This is a genomic window from Streptacidiphilus sp. MAP12-16 (genome assembly GCF_041262165.1).
Classification (GTDB): domain Bacteria; phylum Actinomycetota; class Actinomycetes; order Streptomycetales; family Streptomycetaceae; genus Streptacidiphilus.
Map to the genome: position 1 here is coordinate 1 of NZ_JBGCBY010000008.1, position 21,097 is coordinate 21,097.

Genomic DNA, 21,097 nt, shown 5'->3' on the forward strand with positions numbered 1-21,097 from the left:
CGCTGTGGTGGGCCTGGAGGGGCTGGTCGCGTCACGCACGTGAAAACCTCGGTGCTGTGCTGGTTCGGGGAGCCACTCCCCGGGCCCCTGGGTGATGCCGTGGTGGGCCTGGAGGGGCTGGTCGCGTCACGCACGTGAAAACCTCGGTGCTGTGCTGGTTCGGGGAGCCACTCCCCGGGCCCCTGGGTGACGCTGTGGTGGGCCTGGAGGGGCTGGTCGCGTCACGCACGTGAAAACCTCGGTAATCTGGGCGCCATGTCCGAACGCCGCACAGTCGCCCTTGTCACGCTTGGATGCGCCCGTAACGAGGTGGATTCCGAGGAACTCGCCGGGCGCCTGGAGGCTGACGGCTGGGAGTTGGTCCATGACGCCGCAGACGCCGATATCGCCGTCGTGAACACCTGCGGCTTCGTCGAGGCCGCCAAGAAGGACTCCGTCGACGCCCTGCTCGAGGCCTCCGACCTCAAGGGCCACGGCCGCACCCAGGCTGTGGTCGCTGTCGGCTGCATGGCCGAGCGCTACGGCAAGGAGCTCGCCGAGGCCCTGCCGGAGGCCGATGCCGTCCTCGGTTTCGACGACTACGCCGACATCACCGACCGCCTGCAGACCATCCTCTCCGGCGGCCACCACACCTCGCACGCCCCGCGCGACCGCCGCAAGCTGCTTCCGCTGAGCCCCGTGGAGCGCCAGCAGGCGGCCGAGAGCGGCGCTGTCGCCGTTCCGGGGCACGGACACTCCGACGCGACCGCAGCGGCGCCCGAGGCGCCCATCACGGACCTCCCTGACGGCGTCGCCCCGGTCTCCGGACCCCGCACCCTGCGCCGCCGCCTGGACGACAGTCCGGTCGCCTCGGTAAAGCTCGCCTCCGGCTGCGACCGCCGCTGCTCCTTCTGCGCCATCCCCGCCTTCCGCGGTTCCTTCCTCTCCCGGCGCCCCTCCGACGTGCTCAACGAGACCCGCTGGCTCGCCGAGCAGGGCGTCCGCGAGGTCATGCTGGTCAGCGAGAACAACACCTCGTACGGCAAGGACCTGGGTGACATTCGTCTCCTGGAGACCCTGCTGCCCGAACTCGCCGCGATCGAGGGCGTCGAGCGGGTCCGGGTCAGCTACCTCCAGCCGGCCGAGATGCGCCCCGGCCTGATCGAGGCGCTGACCAACACTCCCGGTGTGATGCCCTACTTCGACCTGTCGTTCCAGCACTCGGCCCCGAACGTGCTGCGCCGGATGCGCCGCTTCGGCGACACCGACCGCTTCCTCACCCTGCTGCACGAGATCCGCGCCAAGGCTCCAGAGGCCGGTGCCCGCTCCAACTTCATCGTGGGCTTCCCCGGCGAGACCGAGCAGGACCTGGCCGAGCTGGAACGGTTCCTCACCCACGCCCGCCTCGACGCCATCGGCGTGTTCGGCTACTCGGACGAGGACGGCACCGAGGCCGCGACCTACGAGGGCAAGCTGCCGGAGGACGTCGTAGCGGAGCGGCTGGCCAAGATCAGCCGGCTCGCCGAGGAGATGACCGCGCAGCGCGCGGAGGAGCGCCTCGGCAGCACGGTGACGGTCCTGGTCGAGTCGATCGACGAGGACGAGGACGGTTCGGTCATCGGACGGGCCGCGCACCAGGCGCCGGAGACCGACGGCATCACCTCGCTGACCGGAGCGCTGGACGGGGTGAGGGTCGGGGACCTGATCGAGGCCAAGGTCATGGCCAGCGAGGGCGTCGATCTGATCGCGGAGGCGTTCGCGGTTGGGGTGGGCGCGTGATCCAAGGCGCCGAGGGGGGAGCCAGAGGCGGCGTCGCCGGCGGCGCCGCAGAGCAGAACCCGCCCGCCCGCGGCGGCGACGGGCCCGTGGTGGAGGCGACGGCCGCTTCCCGACCCAGTCTCTGGAACATCCCGAACTACCTGACGATGCTGCGGCTGCTGATCGTGCCGGTCTTCGCCGCACTGCTGCTGGCGAACGGCGGCCACGATCCCAAGTGGCGTGCGGTCGCCTGGGCCTCCTTCGCGATCGCGATGATCACCGATCTCTTCGACGGGGAGCTCGCCCGGCGGATGGGACTGGTCAGCGACTTCGGCAAGATCGCGGACCCGATCGCCGACAAGGCGATCATGGGCACGGCGCTGGTCGCGCTGTCCGCGCTGGGGGACCTCCCCTGGTGGGTGACCATCGTCATCCTGACCCGTGAGATCGGGATCACACTGATGCGGTTCTGGGTGATCCGGCACGGGGTGATTCCGGCCAGCCGGGGCGGGAAGCTGAAGACCCTGACCCAGGGCATCGCCGTGGGCATGTACGTGCTGGTGCTGACCGGACCGCTGGCGAGCGCCCGGGCCTGGCTGATGGGTCTGGCCGTGCTGCTGACCGTGCTGACCGGCCTCGACTACGTACGGCAGGCCGTCGTGCTGCGCCGCGCGGGGCTCGCCAGGGAGCAGGGCGGCAGGTGAACTCGGCGGCGCTGCGGCTCCGGGAGCTGGAAGCCCTGGGGGCGACGGTCGCCGTCGCGGAGTCGCTGACCGGCGGCATGCTGGCTGCCGAGTTCGTGGCCGTGCCCGGCGCCTCGCGCTGCTTCCGCGGATCGGTGACCGCCTATGCGACCGACCTCAAGGCGTCGGTGCTCGGCGTGGACCGGGCCCTCCTCGCAGCACGGGGCGCGGTGGACCCGGAGGTTGCCGCGCAGATGGCCGAAGGAGTGCGCCGCCTCATGGGCGCGGACTACGGCCTGGCGACCACGGGCGTGGCCGGGCCCGAGCCCCAGGACGGGCAGCCGGTTGGCACCGTATACGTTGCCGTGGCCGGTCCGGACGGACTATCGACGAATTCGCTCGCACTGTCGGAGGGGCGTGCCAGAATCCGGCAAGGGTCCGTGGAGGGCGCGCTCGACCTGCTGGGAAGGGTCCTGTCACTGGCCGCCGGGAACGGCGTCGGGAACAGGAGTGAGGGTCGGGATGGTTAGCGAGGGTGGTCCGAACGGGCATAAGAACAAGTGATGGACAGGGAAGTTCCAGCGTCCATACCGCGAACAGCAGGGGAGGGGCCATGGATACAGCCCAGAGTGAACACGACCGGGCTCCCCGCACGCGACGCGGGCCAAGCGGTACGGTGGGGCAGTGACGTCTCGAGCCGCGGTCCAAGGAGGGAGCCACCGATGATCCTGCTCCGTCGTCTGTTGGGTGACGTGCTGCGTCGGCAGCGCCAGCGCCAGGGCCGCACCCTGCGCGAGGTCTCTGCCTCTGCGCGGGTCTCCCTCGGCTACCTGTCCGAGGTGGAACGCGGCCAGAAGGAAGCGTCCTCCGAACTCCTGTCCGCCATCTGTGACGCCTTGGACGTGCGAATGTCCGAGGTCATGCGCGAGGTCAGCGACGAGCTGTCCCTTGCCGAGCTGGCCGCCAGCGAGCCGGTACGCCCGGTCCTGGTCGAGCCGGTGCCGGTGCCTGCGGGCGCCCCCGACCGGATGCCGTCCCTGGTGCCCAAGGCCAGCGCGATGGATGTCGTCGCGGCCTGAACCCCGGTAAGGATCCACCTGATGACCCCTCCCCTGCGGAGGGGTCATCGTTGCGTTCAGGTCACATTCGCCTGTCTGAAATGTCACGGAATAGCTACGATGGTGCTTCTGCCTACGATGGAGCTTCTGCTCTGCCGCCGCGGGGATCGCGAGGTGACGTCTCTTGAAATGGCCCTCGACATCGCTGAGGCTTCCCCGCCGCAGCCCGCTCGGTTGGGTGGTGTCCCTACTGGTCACCGCTGCCTGCTGGTGGGGTCTGTTCTGGGGCGGGTTCGGCGCGGACACGCGCATCGGCCTGATGTTCGCCGGCGGCTGGACGTTGAGCCTGCTGCCGGTTCACAGCACGCGGCGTCGTCGACCCGTACGAGTGAAACCGGTGTCAACGGCGCAGGCGGAGGCCGCGGGGGGTGGGATGGAATCCGGCGGCTTCCAGGGGGGCGCTGAGCGGTGAGGTGAGCGCGGCCTCGCCGTTGATGCGCTCCACGGTGAGAGTGGGCAGCGCGCCCTCGTGGAGCGAGCGGGTGAGGGCGTCGGCGGCCAGGCGCAGGGCGTCGGTGTCCGCGGCCCAGGACAGCAGGGACTTGCCGCCGCGTTCCAGGTAGCAGACCAGTTCGCCGTCGACCAGGACGACCAGGGAGCCGGCCTTCCGGCCGGGTTTGTGCCCCGAGGAGGGGCCGGACGGGGCCTCCGGCCAGGGCAGGGCCGCGCCGTAGGCATTGGCGGGGTCGGCAGCCGCGAGGACCACCGCGCTCGGCGCGGTGTCCGGGGCGCCGTCGCGCTCGGCGGCACTGTGGACGGCACGGAGGCGGTCGATGGCGCCGTCGGTGGCGAACTGGGCCGCGCCCAGGCCCTCGACCACATAGCCGCGCCGGGTGCGGCCGTTCTCCTCGAAGGCCGTCAGCACCCGGTACACCCCGGCGAAGCCGCCCGGCGCGCGCTCCGCCTGCACCGCGCCCCTGGTGACCACGCCGTGACGGTCCAGCAGGGTCTGGGCCAGCGCGTGGGCGCGCTGGGTCGGGTCGGGCAGGGCCGCGGGCAGCATCGACCAGCGCCCGGCTGTCGTCGGCAGCGAGGCGGCCCGCCCGGCGCCCACCGCCGGACGGCCGGAGCCGTAGCGGGCACGGGGGGTCGCCCGGGGCGCGCGATGCGCGGTGGATCCCGCTGTGCGGCCCGAACCGAGCAGGGCGCGCATCGGCGCCAGGGTGTCATTGGTGAGATACCCCGCCCAGGCCAGGTCCCACAGGGCCGCGGCCAACTCGGGCGGAGTGGGCGTCAGATCCTGCTGCTGGGCGACCTGGTCCGCGATCTGACGGAAGAACAGGCCGTAGCCGGGAGCCAGCGCCGCCAGCACCGCCTGGTGCAGCGGGCTGAGCTCCAACGGCAGCGGAGCCGGGAGCAGCAGCGGCGCGGTGTCGGCGGGGCACAGCGTGACCCAGCCGTCCTTCCCGGGGAGCGCGCCGGCGCCGCACCACAGCACCTCGCCGGAGGCGGTGAGCTCGTCCAGCATCGCCGGGCTGTAGTCGGCGACACGGGACGGCAGCACCATCAGCTCCAGGGCAGAGGCCGGGACGAGCGACCCCTGCAGCTGTTCGACGGCTCGGAGCAGTCCGTCGATTCCCCGGAGCCGGTGGCTGCCGAGGTGCTGCCACTGCGGCAGGAAGGCGGCCAGGGCACGTGGCGGTACGGGTTCGACCTCGTGCCGCAGTGCCGCCAGCGAGCGCCGCCGCAGCCGTCGCAGCACCTCGGCGTCGCACCACTCGCTGCCCGCGCCGCCGGGGCGGAACTCGCCCTGGACCAGGCGCCCGGTCGCGGAGAGGCGCTGCAGGACGCCGTGGACGACGGCGGGGCCCAGGCCGAAGCGGGCGGCGGTGTCGGCGACGGTGAAGGGGCCGTGGGTACGGGCGTGCCGAGCCAGCAGGTCGCCGAGGGGGTCCTTGACGGGCTCGGTGAAGGCCTCCGGAACGCCGACGGGCATGGGGGTGCCGAGGGCGTCGCGCAGGCGGCCGGCGTCCTCGATCGAGGCCCAGCGCTGCTCGCCCGCGACCCGCACGTCGATGATCCGGCGGGAGGCTTCGAGCTCGCCGGGCCAGTCGGGCTCGCAGCCGCGCAGGGCCAGCTCGTCGGCGTTGAGCGGGCCGAGCAGGCGCAGGGCGTCGGCGAGGCCCTCGGCGTCCTTGATCCGGCGCTCGGGGGTGAGCCGCTGCAACTCCCGCTCCAGCTCGTCCAGGACGGCGGGGTCGAGGAGTTCCCGCAGCTCCGCCTGGCCGAGGAGCTCGGCGAGCAGCCGGGAGTCCAGCGCCAGCGCGGCGGCGCGGCGTTCGGCGAGCGGCGAGTCGCCCTCGTAGAGGAACTGGGCGACGTAGCCGAAGAGCAGGGAGCGGGCGAAGGGCGACGGCTCGGGGGTGGTGACCTCGACCAGACGGACCCGGCGCGACTCGATGTCGCCCATCAGCTCGACCAGTCCCGGCACGTCGAAGACGTCCTGCAGGCACTCGCGGACCGCCTCCAGGACGATCGGGAAGGACCCGAACTCGCTGGCGACCTGCAGGAGTTGTGCGGAGCGCTGGCGCTGCTGCCAGAGCGGCGTGCGGCGTCCGGGGCTGCGCCGGGGGAGCAGCAGGGCGCGGGCCGCGCACTCGCGGAAGCGGGATGCGAACAGCGCGGACCCGCCCACCTGGTCGGTGACGGTCTGTTCGATCTGGGTCGGGTCGAACACGGCGGCGTCCGCGCCGATCGGCGCCTCGTCCGAGGCTGACGGCGGGCCGAGCGGCGCGTCGGGGTCCGGGAAGTCCATCAGGTCGGCGTCGGGCAGCCGCAGCACGATGCCGTCGTCGGCGTGCATCACCTGGGCGTCCAGGCCGTTCTTCTCGGCGAGGCGGGCGCCGAGCGCGAGCGCCCAGGGGGCGTGGACCTGCGCGCCGAAGGGGGAGTGGATGACGATCCGCCAGTCGCCGAGCTCGTCCCGGAAGCGCTCCACGACGATGGTGCGGTCGTCCGGGAGGTGGCCGGTCGCCTTCCGCTGCTCCGCGAGGTACCCGAGCAGGTTGGAGGCGGCCCAGGCGTCGAGACCGGCGCTGTGCAGGCGCTCGGTCGCGGTCTCCGGGGCCAGGCCGCTGAGCTCGCGCAGGAAGCCGCCGACGGCGCGGCCCAGTTCCAGCGGGCGGCCGAGGGAGTCGCCGTGCCAGAACGGCAGCTTGCCGGGGACGCCGGGAGCCGGCGAGACGAGGACCTTGTCGTGGGTGATGTCCTCGATCCGCCAGGAGGAGGTGCCGAGGGTGAAGACGTCGCCGACCCGCGACTCGTACACCATCTCCTCGTCGAGTTCGCCGACCCTGCCGCCGCCCTTCTTCGGGTCATGACCGGCCAGGAACACGCCGAACAGGCCCCGGTCGGGGATGGTGCCGCCGGAGGTGACGGCGAGGCGCTGGGCGCCGGGGCGCCCGGTGACGGTGCCGGCGACGCGGTCCCAGACGACGCGGGGACGCAGCTCCGCGAAGGCGTCCGACGGGTAGCGCCCGGCGAGCATGTCGAGCACGGCCTCGAACGCGGAGAGCGGTAGCGCGGAGAACGGCGCGGCCCGGCGGACCATCGCCAGCAGCTCGTCCACGTCCCAGCTGTCCATGGCCGTGATCGCGACGATCTGCTGGGCGAGGACGTCCAGCGGGTTGCGCGGGATGCGCAGGGACTCGATGGAGCCGCTGCGCATCCGTTCGACCACCACGGCGGCCTGCACCAGGTCGCCGCGGTACTTGGGGAACACCACGCCGGTCGAAACCGCGCCGACCTGGTGCCCGGCGCGACCGACCCGCTGCAGCCCGGAGGCGACCGAGGGCGGTGACTCGACCTGGACGACGAGGTCGACCGCCCCCATGTCGATGCCCAGCTCCAGACTGGAGGTGGCGACGACGGCCGGGAGCAGGCCGGACTTCAGCTGCTCCTCGACGTCGGCGCGCTGCTCCTTGGAGACGGAGCCGTGGTGGGCCCTGGCCAGCACCGGCGGGGCCGCCCTGTTGACCCCGGCCTGGGCCATGAGCTGGGCGGGGGCGTGCACATCCGCGAGGGACTCGCCGGTGGCGCGCTCGTGGGCGACCTCGTTGAGGCGGCCGCAGAGGCGCTCGGCGAGCCGGCGCGAGTTGGCGAAGACGATCGTGGAGCGATGCGCCTGGACCAGGTCGGTGATCCGCTCCTCGACATGCGGCCAGATGGAGGAGTTGTTCTCCGGCTGCTCCGCGCCCGGGCGGCCACCCGAGAGCTCCCCGAGATCCTCGACCGGGACGACGACGGACAGCTCGAAGCGCTTCTCGGACGGCGGCTGAACGATCGTCACCTTGCGCTGCGGGCTGAGGAACCTGGCGACCTCGTCCACCGGGCGCACGGTCGCGGACAGGCCGATGCGGCGGGCGGGGGCGGGCAGCAGCTGGTCGAGCCGTTCCAGAGTGAGCGCCAGGTGCGCGCCGCGTTTGGTCCCGGCGACGGCGTGGACCTCGTCCAGGATGACCGTCTCCACGCCGCGCAGGGCCTCGCGGGCGGCGGAGGTGAGGATCAGGAACAGCGACTCGGGGGTGGTGATCAGGATGTCCGGCGGGTGGGTGGCGAAGCGCCGCCGTTCGGCCGCGGGGGTGTCACCCGAGCGGATGCCGACCTCGATCTCCGGCTCGGGCAGGCCCAGGCGCTGGGCGGCCTGGCGCAGCCCGGCGAGGGGCGCGCGGAGGTTGCGCTGGACGTCCACGGCCAGGGCCTTGAGCGGCGACACGTAGAGGACCCGGCAGCGCTTCCTGTTCTCGGCGGGCGGCGGGGTGACGGAGAGCCGGTCGAGCGAGGAGAGGAAGGCCGCAAGGGTCTTCCCCGAGCCGGTGGGGGCGACGACCAGGACGTCGGAGCCCTCGCCGATGGCCCGCCAGGCCCCCGCCTGGGCGGCGGTGGGGGCGGGGAACGCGGCCGTGAACCAGGCCCGCGCGGGCGCGCCGAACCCCGCCAGCGGGTCCTGCCCGTCGGCGGTCGCGGCCGCGGCGGCCGCGGCGCGTGCCGCGGCGGCGGAACGGGAGCGGGGGCTCTTGGGTTCGGCCATGTCCCCAATGGTGCACCGCGCCACTGACAGTCCTGCGAACGGTCGCCCGTTCCGGCTCGGCAGAGCGTGGGAGCGGCACCGGAGCGGTTGGCTCGGTGACCGGAAATGCGAGCGGGCGCGATCCGATATCCGCTCATATCGTATTAATATCCCCGCTTGGGTTCCCGGGGTTCCCGAGCGGTGGAGGCGTCGGTGCGGCGGAATCAGGCGGGTCGTACCGCCGGGCTTGCCCGCTGCGTCGTCGTGCTCTCAGTGGCGGGGCTGCTGCTCGGCGGGGCGGTTCCCTATGTCGGCGGATCGTCGCCGATGTATCTCAGCTATCTGGTGGTGGGTCGGCAGGCGGACGCGGCGGGCGTGCCCGCGGCCGACCAGGCCGTGCGGCAGAGCGGCGGCCGGGTGGTGCAGGAGTATCCGCAGATCGGAGTGGTGCTGGCGTACAGCGCCGGCGGGGACTTCGCCGCCCGGGTGCGCCGGGCACCGGGCGTGCTCGCCGTCGGCGCGAGCCGTACCGCGCCCGTCACCGATCCGGCGGTGGGGTCAGGGCTCAAGCCCGAGGCGCTGTCGCCCCGCGGCAAGGGCGGTCGCGGCGACGCGGTCCACGGCATCGCGGTCCACGGCATCGCGGTCCACGGCATCGCGGTCCACGGCATCGCGGCAGTCCACGGTCTGACGGCAGGGCAGGAGGGCGGGGCGCGCGACGACGTCCCGCCGGCGGCGGACCCGCACGGTCGGGCGCAGTGGAACCAGCGGATGGTGGGTGTCGCCGCCGCCCGTCCGGCGAAGCTCCACGACGTCGTCGTCGCCGTGCTCGACTCCGGGGTCGACGACACCCACCCGGATCTGCGCTCGGCCGTCGACCCCGGCCGCTCCGCCTCCTGCTCCACCGGCAGCCCGGACAGCAGCCCCGGCGCCTGGCGCCCCGACCCCCGGGTGGGGGAGAGCGGCCACGGCACCCACGTCAGCGGCATCATCGGCGCGAACCGCCCTGGTGACGGTGTGGCAGGCGTGGCCCCCGGCGTACGGATCGCCGCCGTGCGGCTGCTCGGCGCGGTCGGGCAGTACTACGGCGAGAACCTGGTCTGCGGCTTCCTCTGGGCCGCCGACCACGGCGCAAGGGTGATCAATGACAGCTACTTCGGCGACCCGTGGAAGTACAACTGCCCGGAGGATCCCGACCAGGCGGCAGTGACCGCCGCCGTGGGCCGCGCGGTGAGCTACGCCCAGGCGAAGGGCGCGGTGGTGGTCGCCTCGGCCGGGAACGACGCGCAGGACCTGGGCGGGGTGCGCACCGACGACCGCAGCCCCAACGACCGGGTCGACGGCACGCCCCCGGTCAGCAGGCGCCTGGGCGCCGAGTGCATCCGGCTGCCGGGCGGACTGCCCGGGGTGCTGGACGTGACCGCCCTGGACCCGGACGGCAGCCTCGCCGGCTACTCCAACTGGGGTGCCGGCAGAGTGCAGTTGGCGGCGCCGGGTGGAGATCCGGACGGCGGTCCTGACCGGGCGGTCGTGTCCGACTGGCCGGGTGGCGGCTACGCCGCCCTGGCCGGGACCTCGATGGCGGCGGCACACGTCAGCGGCGTGGCGGCGGTGGAGGCGGCGCAGCACCCCGGCGCGGGCGGCGCGGAGCTCGCGCGGCTGCTGGAGCGGGCGGCGCGGCCCGAGGAGTGCCCGTCCGGGCAGGTCGGCGGCGACGGTTGCCCCGGGGCGGCCTACTACGGGTACGGGCTGGTGGAGCTGCCGACCCCGTGACGGTGCGTCAGCCGCGCCCGATCAGCACGGTGAAGTAGCCGAGGAACATCGTCTTGATCTCCTCCACCAGCGCGGGGAGTTCCGCCGGGGGAGTGGTGACCAGCAGCGGCAGTACGCCCTTGAACATGTGCAGCGCCACCGCCGCGCTGCGCTGCAGCTCGTCGGGCTGCAGCTGCGGGGCGAGCGCCCCGAGCAGGTCCGCCACTCCGGCCAGCAACGACGCCTGCAGCGGTGCGTGCACGTCCGCGAGGCGCTGCGGCACGTCCGGGCCCATGAACAGCACCGGGCAGGCCGGGTTCTCCAACTGGAAGCGGAGCATGGGGTCGAGCACCCGGGAGAGCAGTTCGTCCAGCGGCAGCGCGGCGAGGTCCGGCACCAGGAGCCGTTGCAGCGTCTCCAGCTCGGCGGCGAACCGCTCGGCGAGGGCGTCCGCGATGGCGTCCTTGTTGGGGAAGTACTGGTAGAGGGTGCCCGGGGAGACGCCCGCGCGGGCAGCGATGGCGTTGGTCGTCGTCGCCGAGTAGCCGGACTCCGCGAAGACCTGGCCGGCCGCTTCCAGGAGCTCGGCGATGCGGCGCTCGCCGCGCGCCTGCCGCCGCTTCGGGGCGGCCACCGCGCCCTCGACCTGCTGTGCCACGCCCGCCTCCGTCGCCGCCGCCGACCGTCGTCGACCCCGGCCAGTCTAGGCCCGTTGACTAATGCGAGCAAAGGCTCGTATTCTCGGACCAGTAAATGCGAGCAATGACTCGCGTTCATGTTCGTGGCCCATTGCCGCACACCCGCCGACTCACCGTCAAGGGGACAGCCATGTCTACCGCCGTCGAAACCATGCACGTACCGGACGGAGCGGCGGCCGATCGCAACCCCGCCGTCAACCGCTGGTGGACCCTCGCGATCGTCTCGATCGCCACTTTCATGCTGATGCTTGACCTCACGGTCGTGAACGTCGCCCTGCCCGACCTGCGCACCACGCTCCACGCGGGCTTCTCCGACCTGCAGTGGGTCCTGGACGCCTACGCGCTGACCCTCGCCGCCTTCCTGCTCACCGGCGGCTCGCTCGCCGACCGGCTCGGCCGCAAGCGGGTGTTCATCACCGGATTCGCGATCTTCACACTCTCGTCGCTGGCTGCGGGCGCGGCGCCGGGCATCCTCGCCCTCAACCTCGCCCGAGGCGCTCAGGGCGTCGGCGCCGCCGTCCTGTTCGCGGTCGGCCCGGCGCTGCTGGGGCAGGAGTTCCGGGGCAAGGACCGGGCCATGGCGTTCGGCGTCTTCGGCGGGGTCTCCGGGCTCGCCATCGCCTTCGGCCCGCTGATCGGCGGCGGCCTCACCGACGGCCTCAGCTGGCGCTGGATCTTCCTGGTCAACGTGCCGATCGGGATCGTCGCGATGGTCCTCGGCGCGCTGCGGATCCGCGAGTCGGCCGAACCCGGCGCGCACCGCGTCGACTGGGCCGGCCTGGTCCTCTTCTCCACCGCGCTGACCCTGCTGGTGCTGGGCTTCCTGCGCGGCGAGGCCCAGGGCTGGACCAGCGCGCCGATCCTCGCCATGTTCGCCGGGTCCGCCGCCCTGTTGGTGCTGTTCGTGGCCATCGAGCGCCGGGCCGGCGCCGACGCCATGCTCGACCTGACGCTGTTCCGGATCAGGACGTTCAACGGGATCTCCGCCGCGACGCTGCTCGCCAACGCCGCCGGGATGTCCGCGATCTTCCTGCAGGTCTCCTACATGCAGAACGTCCTCGGCTACTCGCCCTGGGCCACCGGCCTACGGTTCCTGCCGCTGACGCTCACGCTGTTCGTGGTCGCGGCGATCACCGGCAGCCTCACCGTCGCCGTCCCGCCGCGGATCCTGGTGGGCACGTCGCTCACCCTGATCGCGGTCGGTCTCTCCCTGGTCTCCCTGGTCGATGTGCACAGCACCTGGACCGCGCTGCTGCCCAGCATGGTCGTCACCGGCGCGGGGATGGGCATGTTCAACCCTCCGCGCGCCTCGCTGTCCATCGCGGTCGTCGAGCCGGGGCGCGCCGGGATGGCGGCCGGGATGGGCGAGACCTTCCAGCAGGTCGGCATCGCCATCGGCATCGCCGGGTTCGGCGCGATGTTCCAGCACCGCGTCGTCAACTCCTTCGCCTCCTCCGCCGCTGGAAGCCGGCTCGGCCCGCAGGCGCACCAGTTCGGCAAGGGCGTGGCCGCGGGGGCGGGCGACCAGCTCGCCGGTGCGCTGCCCAAGGGCCTGGCCCAGCCGGTTGCCGAGGCCGCGCGGACGGCGTTCGTGCACGGCCTGGACCAGGTCCTGCTGGCCGGCGGCGCGGTCGCCGCCGTCAGCGCGTTGATCGGCTTCACCCTGATCCGGCGCGGTGACCTGCATGAGAGCGCGCTCGCCGGAGCGGAGGTCGCCCACGCCGGGTGAACCCGCGAGTCGACAGCAGTGGGCCGTCCCGACCGGCGTCGGGACGGCCCACTGCTGTCCGATACTGGAACCCATGCGGCTGACGGAGTTCTGGAAGAGGATGAACGCCCACTTCGGGGCGGTGTACGCGGACAGCTTCGCGCGGGACCACGTGATGACCGAGCTCGGCGGGCGAACGGTGCACCAGGCCCTCGACGCGGGCTGGGAGGCGAAGGACGTGTGGCGCGCTGTGTGCAGCGCGGTGGACGTGCCGGCCTCGCAGCGCTGACCGGGACGGTCTGGTGGGGAAGTCTGGTGGGGAGGGCTGGCGGGGAAGGGCTGATGGGGAGGGTGGGTCCGGCCGAAACGGGAGTGCCGCCAGTGAATCGAACTGGCGTTCCCTATACTGAGCCGCAGCGAGTTATCCACAGGCGTACGCCCGGTCAGGGGCCGATTGTCAGTGGTGCGCGCTAGCGTCTTGCGTGATGAAGCGCTCAGCACAGACCCCCAGGACGGAATCCATGGCAGCGAACGACCGCGAGCGGGCCCTTGAGACCGCGCTCGCCCAGATTGAACGGCAGTTCGGCAAGGGCTCGGTGATGCGCCTCGGCGACGAGGCGCGCGCCCCGATCGAGGTCATCCCGACCGGCTCGATCGCGCTGGACATCGCCCTCGGCGTCGGCGGGCTGCCGCGCGGCCGCGTGGTCGAGGTCTACGGTCCGGAGTCCTCCGGAAAGACCACCCTCACCCTGCACGCGGTGGCGAACGCCCAGAAGGCCGGCGGCATCGTCGCCTTCATCGACGCCGAGCACGCGCTCGACCCCGACTACGCCAAGAAGCTCGGCGTGGACACCGACGCCCTGTTGGTCTCCCAGCCGGACACCGGTGAGCAGGCACTGGAGATCACGGACATGCTGATCCGCTCCGGCGCGGTCGACCTGATCGTGATCGACTCGGTGGCCGCGCTGGTGCCCCGCGCCGAGATCGAGGGCGAGATGGGCGACTCCCACGTCGGCCTGCAGGCCCGGCTGATGAGCCAGGCCCTGCGCAAGATCACCGGTGCGCTGAGCCAGTCCAAGACCACCGCCATCTTCATCAACCAGCTTCGCGAGAAGGTGGGCGTGATGTTCGGTTCGCCGGAGACCACGACCGGTGGCCGGGCGCTGAAGTTCTATGCCTCGGTGCGCCTGGACATCCGCCGGATCGAGACCCTCAAGGACGGCACCGAGGCGGTCGGCAACCGCACCCGCGTCAAGGTGGTCAAAAACAAGGTCGCCTCGCCGTTCAAGCAGGCCGAGTTCGACATCATCTACGGCCAGGGCATCAGCCGCGAGGGCGGCCTGATCGACATGGGCGTGGAGCAGGGCTTCGTCCGCAAGGCCGGCGCCTGGTACACGTACGAGGGCGACCAACTGGGCCAGGGCAAGGAGAACGCCCGCAACTTCCTCCGGGACAACCCGGACCTGGCCGACGAGATCGAGACGAAGATCAAGGAGAAGCTGGGCGTCGGACCGCGCAAGGTCGAGGGCGGTGCCGAGCCCGCGGTCAAGGAGATCATCCCCGTGGTCAAGTCGGTGACCACCCGCGCGAGCAAGGCGAAGGCGGCGGCTGCGGCCGCGGCGACCCCCGCGGCTCCTGTGGCTGCGGAGGCTCCGGTGGTGCCGACTCCGGCCGTTGCGGCTGAGCCGGTGACGGCGAACAAGTCCTGACCGTGACAGGCCGGCCCGATCAGCAGACACCGGCGCGCGACGCCTGGGGGCCGCGCGACTGGTGCGCCAACGGCATCGGCGGGGAGGAGTACGCCCTCCCCGCCGACCGGCCGGACCGTGAAGCGGATCCGGTGCCGGACCTTGAACCGGACGGTGAAGCGGGTCCCGAACCGGATCTCGAACCGGCATTCGAACCGGGCCCTGGATCACGCCGTCGTGGCCGGGCGCGCCGACGCGGTTGGGGCGGTGAATCGACGCCCGACCGGGAGGACGCGCCTCCGGGGGAACCGGCCGACCCAGCCGCACAGGCTCGCGCGCTCTGCCTGCGCCTGCTCACCGGATCGCCCCGGACCCGCAGGCAACTCGCCGACGCGATGCGCAAGCGCGGCCTGCCGGAGGAGGTGGCCGAGGAGGTCCTCTCCCGCTTCGAGGAGGTCGGGCTCATCGACGACGCCGCCTTCGCTGGCGCCTGGGTGGAGTCCCGCCACCGCGGTCGGGGCCTGGCGCGGCGAGCCCTGGCGATGGAACTGCGCAGTCGCGGCGTCGACAACACGGTTGTCGCCGAGGCGGTGTCCCAGCTCGACCCCGAGCAGGAGGCGGACACGGCGCGCGAGCTGGTGGAACGCAAGCTCCGCTCGACCAGCGGCCTGGACCGGCAGGTCCGCATCCGCCGTCTCGCCGGGATGCTCGCCCGGCGCGGTTACTCGGAGGGGTTGGCACTGCGCGTGGTGCGGGCTGCACTGGACGCCGAGCAGGTCATGGAGCCCGAGGAGGACGAGTGAACCGGTTGATGGCGAACGGACAGATTCGATCGCTATCTTGACCGTTTCGTAACCTGGACTTAGCCTCACAAGCAGTGAGGGATCACTGCGGGCGCATCCGAACGGGCTCAGCGGTTCGATGATCTGACGACCTGTCTCCTGCGGGCAAAGGGTGCCTTTGGCGTTCCCGCACACCGGTCGGTCGGTGCCCGGACGGTCCCTCACCGCGTGTTGCGGAGCAGGGCAGCCTGCAGGGGAGGACCGATGGAGATCGCGCTTTTCGTGTTGGCCGGTCTGGTCCTGGCAGGTGCGCTGCTGACAGCCCGCACCCAGCTGCACCGCCAGCGCGAGGAGCTGGTCCGGCTGCGCGCGGAGTGGGAACGCCGTGAGCTGCGCAGCACCGAGCGCGAGAGCCGGCTGGAGGCCGAGCAGCGGCGGTTGAACGCCTGCGCGGTCGAGGCCGCCGAGGCCCAGGCCGTGCTCGTCCGGCAGCGCGAGGAGTTGCGCGCTCAGGCGGTGCTCGCGGAGGCCGAGCAGCGGCTGGCGCTGGAGCGCGCCGCCGGGCTGAGCGCGGCCCAGGCCCGCGCCGAGATCGTGCGCGGCGCCGAGGAGCAGGCGAAGCGTGAGGCGGTGCGTACCGTACGCGAGATCGAGCGGCGGGCGCGTACCGAGGGCGAGTCGAGGGCGCGGGAGATCGTCGCGACGGCGGTCCAGCGGGTTGCCGCCGAGCAGACCGCGGAGTCGGTGGTGACCGTGCTCCGGCTGCCCGGCGACGAGATGAAGGGCCGGATCATCGGCCGCGAGGGCCGCAACATCCGCTCCTTCGAGAGCGTCACCGGCGTCAACCTGATCATCGACGACACTCCCGCCTCGGTGCTGCTGTCCTGCTTCGACCCGGTGCGCCGGGAGGTCGGCCGGCTCACGCTGGAGGCGCTGGTCGCCGACGGCCGGATCCATCCGCTCCGGATAGAGGAGGAGTACGAGCGCAGCCTGATCGAGGTGGAGCGGATGTGCGCCCGTGCGGCCGAGGACGCGCTCGCTGAGGTCGGAGTCGCCGAGCTGCACCCCGAGCTGCTGCGCCTGCTCGGCCGACTGCGCTACCGCACCTCGTACGGACAGAACGTGCTGGGCCACCTGGTGGAGTCCGCGCACATCGCCGGGATGATGGCCTCCGAGCTGCGGGTCGACCCGGCGCTGGTGAAGCGCTGCACCCTGCTCCACGACGTCGGCAAGGCGCTCACCCACGAGGTCGAGGGCAGCCACGCCCTGATCGGCGCGGAACTGGCACGGCGCTACGGGGAGGCGGAGGAGGTCGTCCACGCCATAGAGGCGCACCACAACGAGGTGGAACCGCAGACCGTCGAGGCCGTACTGACGCAGGCGGCGGACGCCTGCTCCGGTGGCCGTCCGGGGGCACGCCGCGAGTCGCTCGAACTCTTCGCGCGCCGGCTGGAACGGCTGGAGCAGATCGCCGCCCGCCATGAGGGCGTACACAAGGTCTTCGCGATGCAGGCGGGCCGGGAGGTCAGGGTGATGGTGCTGCCGGAGGCCGTCGACGACCTCCAGGCACAGGTCATCGCCCGGGATGTGGCGAAACAGGTCGAGGAGGAGCTGACCTACCCCGGGCAGATCCGGATCACCGTGATCCGGGAGAGCCGGGCGACGGAGTACGCCCGCTGATCCCGTCCTCGCCTCCCTTGCCCCGACCCGCGGGGGGCTGTACTGGAAGCCCGGCGGCTGCCCAGGCCTGGAAACCGCCGATCAGGTCGGTGGCCCGACTCAGCCCGAGTGCCTGCAGCGAGCGCGCCGCCAGGCTGGAGGCGTAGCCCTCGTTGCAGAACACGATGATCTGCAGGTCGTGCCCGGTGGCCTCGGGCAGCCGGTAGTCGCACTGCGGGTCGAGCCGCCACTCCAGTTCGTTGCGTTCCACGATCAGCGCGCCGGGGACCGTGCCGTCCCGGTCGCGCAGCGCGGCGTAGCGGATGTCCACCAGCAACGCCCCGGCGTCGGCTATGGCGTCCGCTGCCTGATCAGGCGTCAGGCGATCGAGGTGCCCTCGCTCCCGGTCCAGCAGCTCGTCGATTCCCACCGGCAGCGGCGTCGGCAGCGGCGCCGGCGCCAAGGAGGGCGAGGGCGTCGTGGGTGGTGTGGCCAGGGTCACGGTCACCACTCCTCGGGCATCTCGACCAGCGCGAGCCGCAGGACGTCGCCGGTGCGGGCGTAGCGGCGCACCTTGGGCAGCGGCGGGTAGTAGCAGTGCACCGACACCGCGTGCTGCTGCTCCGAAGGGTTGATCACCTGGTGGACGTGGTGCGGGCCGAAGGACCGGCCCCGGCCTGCCGGCAGGGCCCGTCGGCGGTCGACGCCCTCGGCGAGTTCCAGGCTGCGCCAGCCGTCGGTCGGGATGGGCAGTCCCAGCGACAACTCGCTGAGCTCGCCGCTCGCGGTGACGAAGGCGCCGCTCGATCCGCCGTGGTCGTGCCAGCCGGTCTCGGACTCGGGCGGCCAGCCGATCAGCCATGCCTCGCTGCCCATCGGCCCTTCGAGTCGCACCCAGGTGCGCTCCTCCGGATTGATGGCGAGCTGGGCCAGCGCGAGCGGGTCCGCGGCGGTCGCTCTGGCGAACGCGAGCAGGTCGCCGAGCGTGGGGATCGGGGAGTCGCTGCGGGTGCGTGTGCGGGTGCGGGTGAGCGGCAAGGGGGCATCCTGAGGTGTGGAGGCGACCGGGTACGCGGAAGCCGTGCGCGGCGCTGCGCAAGGGGAGCGAGGGCGGTTCGCGGTCGTGCGAGGCGGTTCGGCGTACGGCTCAACGCGTCGGGAGGCTCAGCGAAGCGAGCGGAGTCCGACGCGGGCACGCACGAGGGAGCGGCGATCGCCGCAGACATCAGTGGAGCGGGATGGGACGGCTGCTAGCCGGGTGTACAGAGCGCGCCCATGTACCGGACCAGGTCCAGGTGGGCGCGGCGCACCAGGTGCACGCCGGTCATCGACATGGTGGACAGCGCTCCGACGTCTCGGGGGGCGACACCCGAGCCCTCAGCCGAAACTCCGAGTGGCCGAAGCCACCTGCACTGCTGCCACATGGGCGCCAGTGAAGCACGGGGTGTAGTGATCGTCAAGGCTGATCTCCCGTCAGCTCCGCCGGACGGGACCGCCGATCAGGCACGGGCCCGGTCGGCCGGAACACGACTCCCAGCCGTGGCGGCGCGGTCGCGGGGGCTCGGCAGCTCGGCGGAGCCGCCCCTGGCGCGGTCGGCCAGCGTCCACAGGTCGTCCGGACGGCAGCCGTGCAGGGCGGCGACGAGGTGCCCGTCCGGCCGGATCAGCAGCACGGTGTGCGGAACCGCCGTCGGATAGGCCTCGGTGACCAGCAGCTCGGCCGGTAGCGGCAGGGCCTCGGTGGCCTCGGTGAGCTGGGGCATGAGCCCCGCGCCGAGCCAGTGCTCGCTGGCCCACACGGTGGTGCCGGGCGCGACCAGGACGACCAGGAAGCCCCGGCCGAGGCGGGCCCGCAACCGGTCTGAGGCGCCGTCCGTGGTCACCACGGGCACGTCAGGGACGAGCACGCCGGGGCTGGTGGGGGAGAGCGCCGGGCTGAGCGAAGGGCGGGTGCGCCCGGGATAGGCGGGAGCCGCGCCGAGGCGTCCCCGACCGAGCGTGCCGTCGGACAACAGGGTGGCGTTGCGCCGAAGCGAGCCGGAGAGCACGCTGCGGCGCGCCTCCAGCAGGGGAGTGCTGGGCTGCAGCAGCGGCATGGCCTGGTCCACGGCGCGCAGCCGGGCGATCACCGAGCCCCGGCGCTCCTGCTGGTAGGTGGTCAGGAGGCGCTCGGTGGCGCAGTTGTGCCACACCAGCGCGAGCTTCCAGGCCAGGTTGTCGGCGTCGCGCAGACCCTCGTCGAGGTTCTGCATCCCGAGCGAGCCGAGCAGGTGCGCGGCGTCCCCGGCGAGGAAGACCCGGCCGACCTGGAACCGGGTGGCCAGCCGTTGCTGGACGACGTGGTCGGCCGTCGTGATCAGCTCGTAGGCGGGAACCGTGCCCCCGTTCCACCCGGACAGGGTCGCCCGCAGCTGCTCGACCACGGCATCGGGCGTGAGCGCGGGACGTTGTACCGGCAGCCGCCAGTCGAGCCGCCAGACGCTGTCGGGGAGGGGCCGGGCGGTCACCTCGCGGCTACCGGTGCCCCGGCTCTCCATGGGCTGCGGCGCGTCGCGGTGCAGCCGGGCCTCGCCTGGGAACGGCAGGTCGACCCTGACCGTGGCGACGGCGTAGTGGTCGGCGGCGGCGCGCCCGGGGAAGCGCAGTTGCAGTTGCTTGCGCACGGTCGAGCGCGGCCCGTCGCAACCGACCAGATGGCTGCCGCGCCACCAGGTCTTCCCGCTGTGGACGCTCACACCGTCGGCGTCCTGCTCGACCTCGGTGACGGCCGAGTGCTGGACGAGGTCGATCAGCGGGGTGGCGGACACCGCGTCGCGCAGCCCGCGCTGGAGCCGGTGCTGGGCCAGGTGCAGCACCTCGTCGGCCGGCAGCGGGAGGTGCAGCAGCTCGCGGCCGCGCCGCAGGGTCCGCCAGGAGGTCCAACCGCGCCCGTCGGCGGCGACCCGGCCGTAGCCGACTCGGGCGAGGAACTCGGTGGTGTCGGCACGCAGCACGGTCGACCGTGCCCCCTCCGGGGAGACACCGGCGCCGTCGTCCAGAACCACGGAGGGAACCTGGTGGCGTGCCAGCGCCAGCGCCAGCGCCAGGCCCACCGGACCGGCCCCGGCGATGATCACGGGGTCCACGGGCGCCCTGCCGAGGGTGCGGCTCTTCCGGTACGGGCTGGGCCAGTCATGAGGTCACTGCAACAGATCGCCTGGCGCGGCGTCAAGCAGTCTCAGGTGTACGCCGGTTCGTGGCGCGCCCGGTCCCGCGCCGGTCCTGCGCGCCGCACCGCCCCGCGGCTCGCCGGGAGCGTCGCACGGCGACCGTGGGACGCTCAGCGGTTCTGCCCTCCGGCGAGGAAGTCCTTGGCCCGTGCCGTCCGCGGCCTGGTGAAGAACTCGTCCGGCGGACCCTGCTCGATGATGCGTCCGCCCGCCATGAACACGACCCGGTCGGCCGTCGAACGGGCGAAGGCCGCGTCGCGGGTGGCGACCAGGGTCGCCATTCCCTCCGCCGCCAGGCTGCGCAGCACCTTCGTCACGTCGTCGGCCGGCGACGGGACGGGCGACACGGCCGGTTCGTCGAACACCATCAGCTTGGGACCGCTCACCAGAGCGCGGGCGATGGCAACCCGCTGCTGCAGGCCGTCGGAGAGCTCCCACGGGTAGCGGGCGGCGTGCTCGGCCATGCCGACGCGCTCCAGCAGTGCGAGCGCCCTCCGCTCCGCGTCCGACGCCGCGAGACGCCGGATCCAGGACTGCCCGAGCGTCACGTTCTGCAGCACGGTGCGGTGGGCGAACAGGCTGAACGACTGGACGACCGGCCCGATACCCGCGATGTCGGCCCCTACCCGGGACAGCCTCCGGGACAGCGCCCGGCGGCGGCTTCGCAGCGGCTGCCCCTCCATGGTGATGGTGCCGGAGTCGATCCGTTCCAGGCCGTTGACGGCCCGGCAGAGCGTGGACTTCCCGCAGCCGGCGGGACCGAGCACCGCGACGATCTCCCCGCGCGCCAGGTCGAGGTCTATCTCGTGGAGCACCTGCACCAGCCCGGAGCGCTTGCTGACGCCGCGTAGCGCGACCAGGCTCTCGGCCGAGCCGCCCTGTTGCACGGCTTCGGGCACGTTCGCGCTCCTTCGGTTCGGGTGGCGGCCCCGCGCGGACGATCACGGGGCCTTCCCAAGACGATATGCCTGCTCCGAGGGGCTGAAGTGTTTTCTGAGGGGGATTTGAGGATCGCCGCCCGCTGTGATGATCATCGCAGCTCGGTAACGGTCCGT

Annotated in this window: 16 protein-coding genes; 10 read left to right on the top strand and 6 right to left on the bottom strand. The window is 72.6% G+C overall.

The features are described from left to right. Positions 1 to 255 precede the first annotated feature (255 nt). From rimO to ABIA33_RS12295, 4 genes are all read left to right on the top strand, one after another. The gene (gene rimO, locus ABIA33_RS12280; protein WP_370080428.1) at positions 256 to 1,758 is read left to right on the top strand and encodes a 30S ribosomal protein S12 methylthiotransferase RimO; all 1,503 of its coding nucleotides are present in this window, start codon (positions 256 to 258) and stop codon (positions 1,756 to 1,758) included. Further along, the gene (gene pgsA / locus ABIA33_RS12285; RefSeq protein ID WP_370080430.1) at positions 1,755 to 2,441 is read left to right on the top strand and encodes a CDP-diacylglycerol--glycerol-3-phosphate 3-phosphatidyltransferase; all 687 of its coding nucleotides are present in this window, start codon (positions 1,755 to 1,757) and stop codon (positions 2,439 to 2,441) included. The genes rimO and pgsA overlap by 4 nt, the downstream gene beginning before the upstream one ends. After that, a complete protein-coding gene (locus ABIA33_RS12290) occupies positions 2,438 to 2,950 on the top strand; it encodes a CinA family protein (protein ID WP_370080432.1) in 513 nt (170 codons plus the stop codon). Before pgsA ends, ABIA33_RS12290 begins: the two co-directional genes overlap by 4 nt. A gap of 192 nt (positions 2,951 to 3,142) precedes the next feature. Beyond that, a complete protein-coding gene (locus ABIA33_RS12295; RefSeq protein ID WP_370080434.1) occupies positions 3,143 to 3,499 on the top strand; it encodes a helix-turn-helix domain-containing protein in 357 nt (118 codons plus the stop codon). Positions 3,500 to 3,878: 379 nt separating this feature from the next. Here the strand turns inward: ABIA33_RS12295 and ABIA33_RS12300 are convergent, their stop codons facing one another. After that, positions 3,879 to 8,567, bottom strand: a complete 4,689-nt coding sequence (locus tag ABIA33_RS12300; protein ID WP_370080436.1) for an ATP-dependent helicase — start codon at positions 8,565 to 8,567, stop codon at positions 3,879 to 3,881. Between the two features lie 192 nt (positions 8,568 to 8,759). Here ABIA33_RS12300 and ABIA33_RS12305 point away from each other — a divergent pair, with 192 nt between their 5' ends. Beyond that, entirely contained in the window at positions 8,760 to 10,319 is a 1,560-nt protein-coding gene (locus ABIA33_RS12305) for a S8 family serine peptidase (RefSeq protein WP_370080438.1), read from the top strand. A 7-nt stretch (positions 10,320 to 10,326) separates the two neighbouring features. Here ABIA33_RS12305 and ABIA33_RS12310 read toward each other — a convergent pair whose 3' ends face one another. Then, positions 10,327 to 10,956, bottom strand: a complete 630-nt coding sequence (locus ABIA33_RS12310; protein ID WP_370080440.1) for a TetR/AcrR family transcriptional regulator — start codon at positions 10,954 to 10,956, stop codon at positions 10,327 to 10,329. 170 nt (positions 10,957 to 11,126) lie between these two features. Here ABIA33_RS12310 and ABIA33_RS12315 point away from each other — a divergent pair, with 170 nt between their 5' ends. The 5 genes from ABIA33_RS12315 to rny all read left to right on the top strand — a co-directional run bounded on the left by ABIA33_RS12315 (position 11,127) and on the right by rny (position 16,854). Further along, positions 11,127 to 12,725, top strand: a complete 1,599-nt coding sequence (locus tag ABIA33_RS12315) for an MFS transporter (RefSeq protein WP_370080442.1) — start codon at positions 11,127 to 11,129, stop codon at positions 12,723 to 12,725. 73 nt (positions 12,726 to 12,798) lie between these two features. Beyond that, positions 12,799 to 12,993 (top strand): DUF3046 domain-containing protein, encoded by a 195-nt coding sequence (locus ABIA33_RS12320; RefSeq protein WP_370080444.1) that lies wholly within the window; start codon positions 12,799 to 12,801, stop codon positions 12,991 to 12,993. Positions 12,994 to 13,225: 232 nt separating this feature from the next. After that, the gene (gene recA, locus ABIA33_RS12325) at positions 13,226 to 14,413 is read left to right on the top strand and encodes a recombinase RecA (protein ID WP_370080446.1); all 1,188 of its coding nucleotides are present in this window, start codon (positions 13,226 to 13,228) and stop codon (positions 14,411 to 14,413) included. 74 nt (positions 14,414 to 14,487) lie between these two features. Next, a complete protein-coding gene (gene recX / locus ABIA33_RS12330) occupies positions 14,488 to 15,195 on the top strand; it encodes a recombination regulator RecX (protein WP_370080914.1) in 708 nt (235 codons plus the stop codon). Positions 15,196 to 15,438: 243 nt separating this feature from the next. Then, positions 15,439 to 16,854 carry a ribonuclease Y gene (gene rny / locus ABIA33_RS12335; protein WP_370080448.1) on the top strand — a complete coding sequence of 472 codons (1,416 nt, stop codon included), beginning with the start codon at positions 15,439 to 15,441 and terminating at the stop codon, positions 16,852 to 16,854. Here rny and ABIA33_RS12340 read toward each other — a convergent pair. From ABIA33_RS12340 to ABIA33_RS12355, 4 genes are all read right to left on the bottom strand, one after another. Beyond that, positions 16,811 to 17,296, bottom strand: coding sequence for a rhodanese-like domain-containing protein (locus ABIA33_RS12340; RefSeq protein WP_370080916.1), 486 nt, complete (start codon positions 17,294 to 17,296; stop codon positions 16,811 to 16,813). The two genes, rny and ABIA33_RS12340, sit on opposite strands and share 44 nt — an antisense overlap. 41 nt (positions 17,297 to 17,337) lie before the next feature. Continuing rightward, positions 17,338 to 17,871, bottom strand: a complete 534-nt coding sequence (locus ABIA33_RS12345; protein ID WP_370080450.1) for a cysteine dioxygenase — start codon at positions 17,869 to 17,871, stop codon at positions 17,338 to 17,340. A gap of 461 nt (positions 17,872 to 18,332) precedes the next feature. After that, positions 18,333 to 19,958 (bottom strand): FAD-dependent monooxygenase, encoded by a 1,626-nt coding sequence (locus ABIA33_RS12350; RefSeq protein WP_370080452.1) that lies wholly within the window; start codon positions 19,956 to 19,958, stop codon positions 18,333 to 18,335. A gap of 194 nt (positions 19,959 to 20,152) precedes the next feature. Further along, complete coding sequence (locus ABIA33_RS12355; protein ID WP_370080454.1) at positions 20,153 to 20,941, bottom strand: amino acid ABC transporter ATP-binding protein; 789 nt, start codon at positions 20,939 to 20,941, stop codon at positions 20,153 to 20,155. Between the last annotated feature and the right edge of the window lie 156 nt (positions 20,942 to 21,097).

What these genes read in the sequence shown, in the direction of transcription:
- rimO (WP_370080428.1), top strand. Translation starts at nt 256, where the DNA reads ATGTCCGAACGCCGCACAGTCGCCCTTGTCACGCTTGGATGCGCCCGT.
- ABIA33_RS12295 (WP_370080434.1), top strand. Translation starts at nt 3,143, where the DNA reads ATGATCCTGCTCCGTCGTCTGTTGGGTGACGTGCTGCGTCGGCAGCGC.
- ABIA33_RS12300 (WP_370080436.1), bottom strand. Translation starts at nt 8,567, where the DNA reads ATGGCCGAACCCAAGAGCCCCCGCTCCCGTTCCGCCGCCGCGGCACGC.
- ABIA33_RS12315 (WP_370080442.1), top strand. Translation starts at nt 11,127, where the DNA reads ATGTCTACCGCCGTCGAAACCATGCACGTACCGGACGGAGCGGCGGCC.
- ABIA33_RS12320 (WP_370080444.1), top strand. Translation starts at nt 12,799, where the DNA reads ATGCGGCTGACGGAGTTCTGGAAGAGGATGAACGCCCACTTCGGGGCG.
- recA (WP_370080446.1), top strand. Translation starts at nt 13,226, where the DNA reads ATGGCAGCGAACGACCGCGAGCGGGCCCTTGAGACCGCGCTCGCCCAG.
- rny (WP_370080448.1), top strand. Translation starts at nt 15,439, where the DNA reads ATGGAGATCGCGCTTTTCGTGTTGGCCGGTCTGGTCCTGGCAGGTGCG.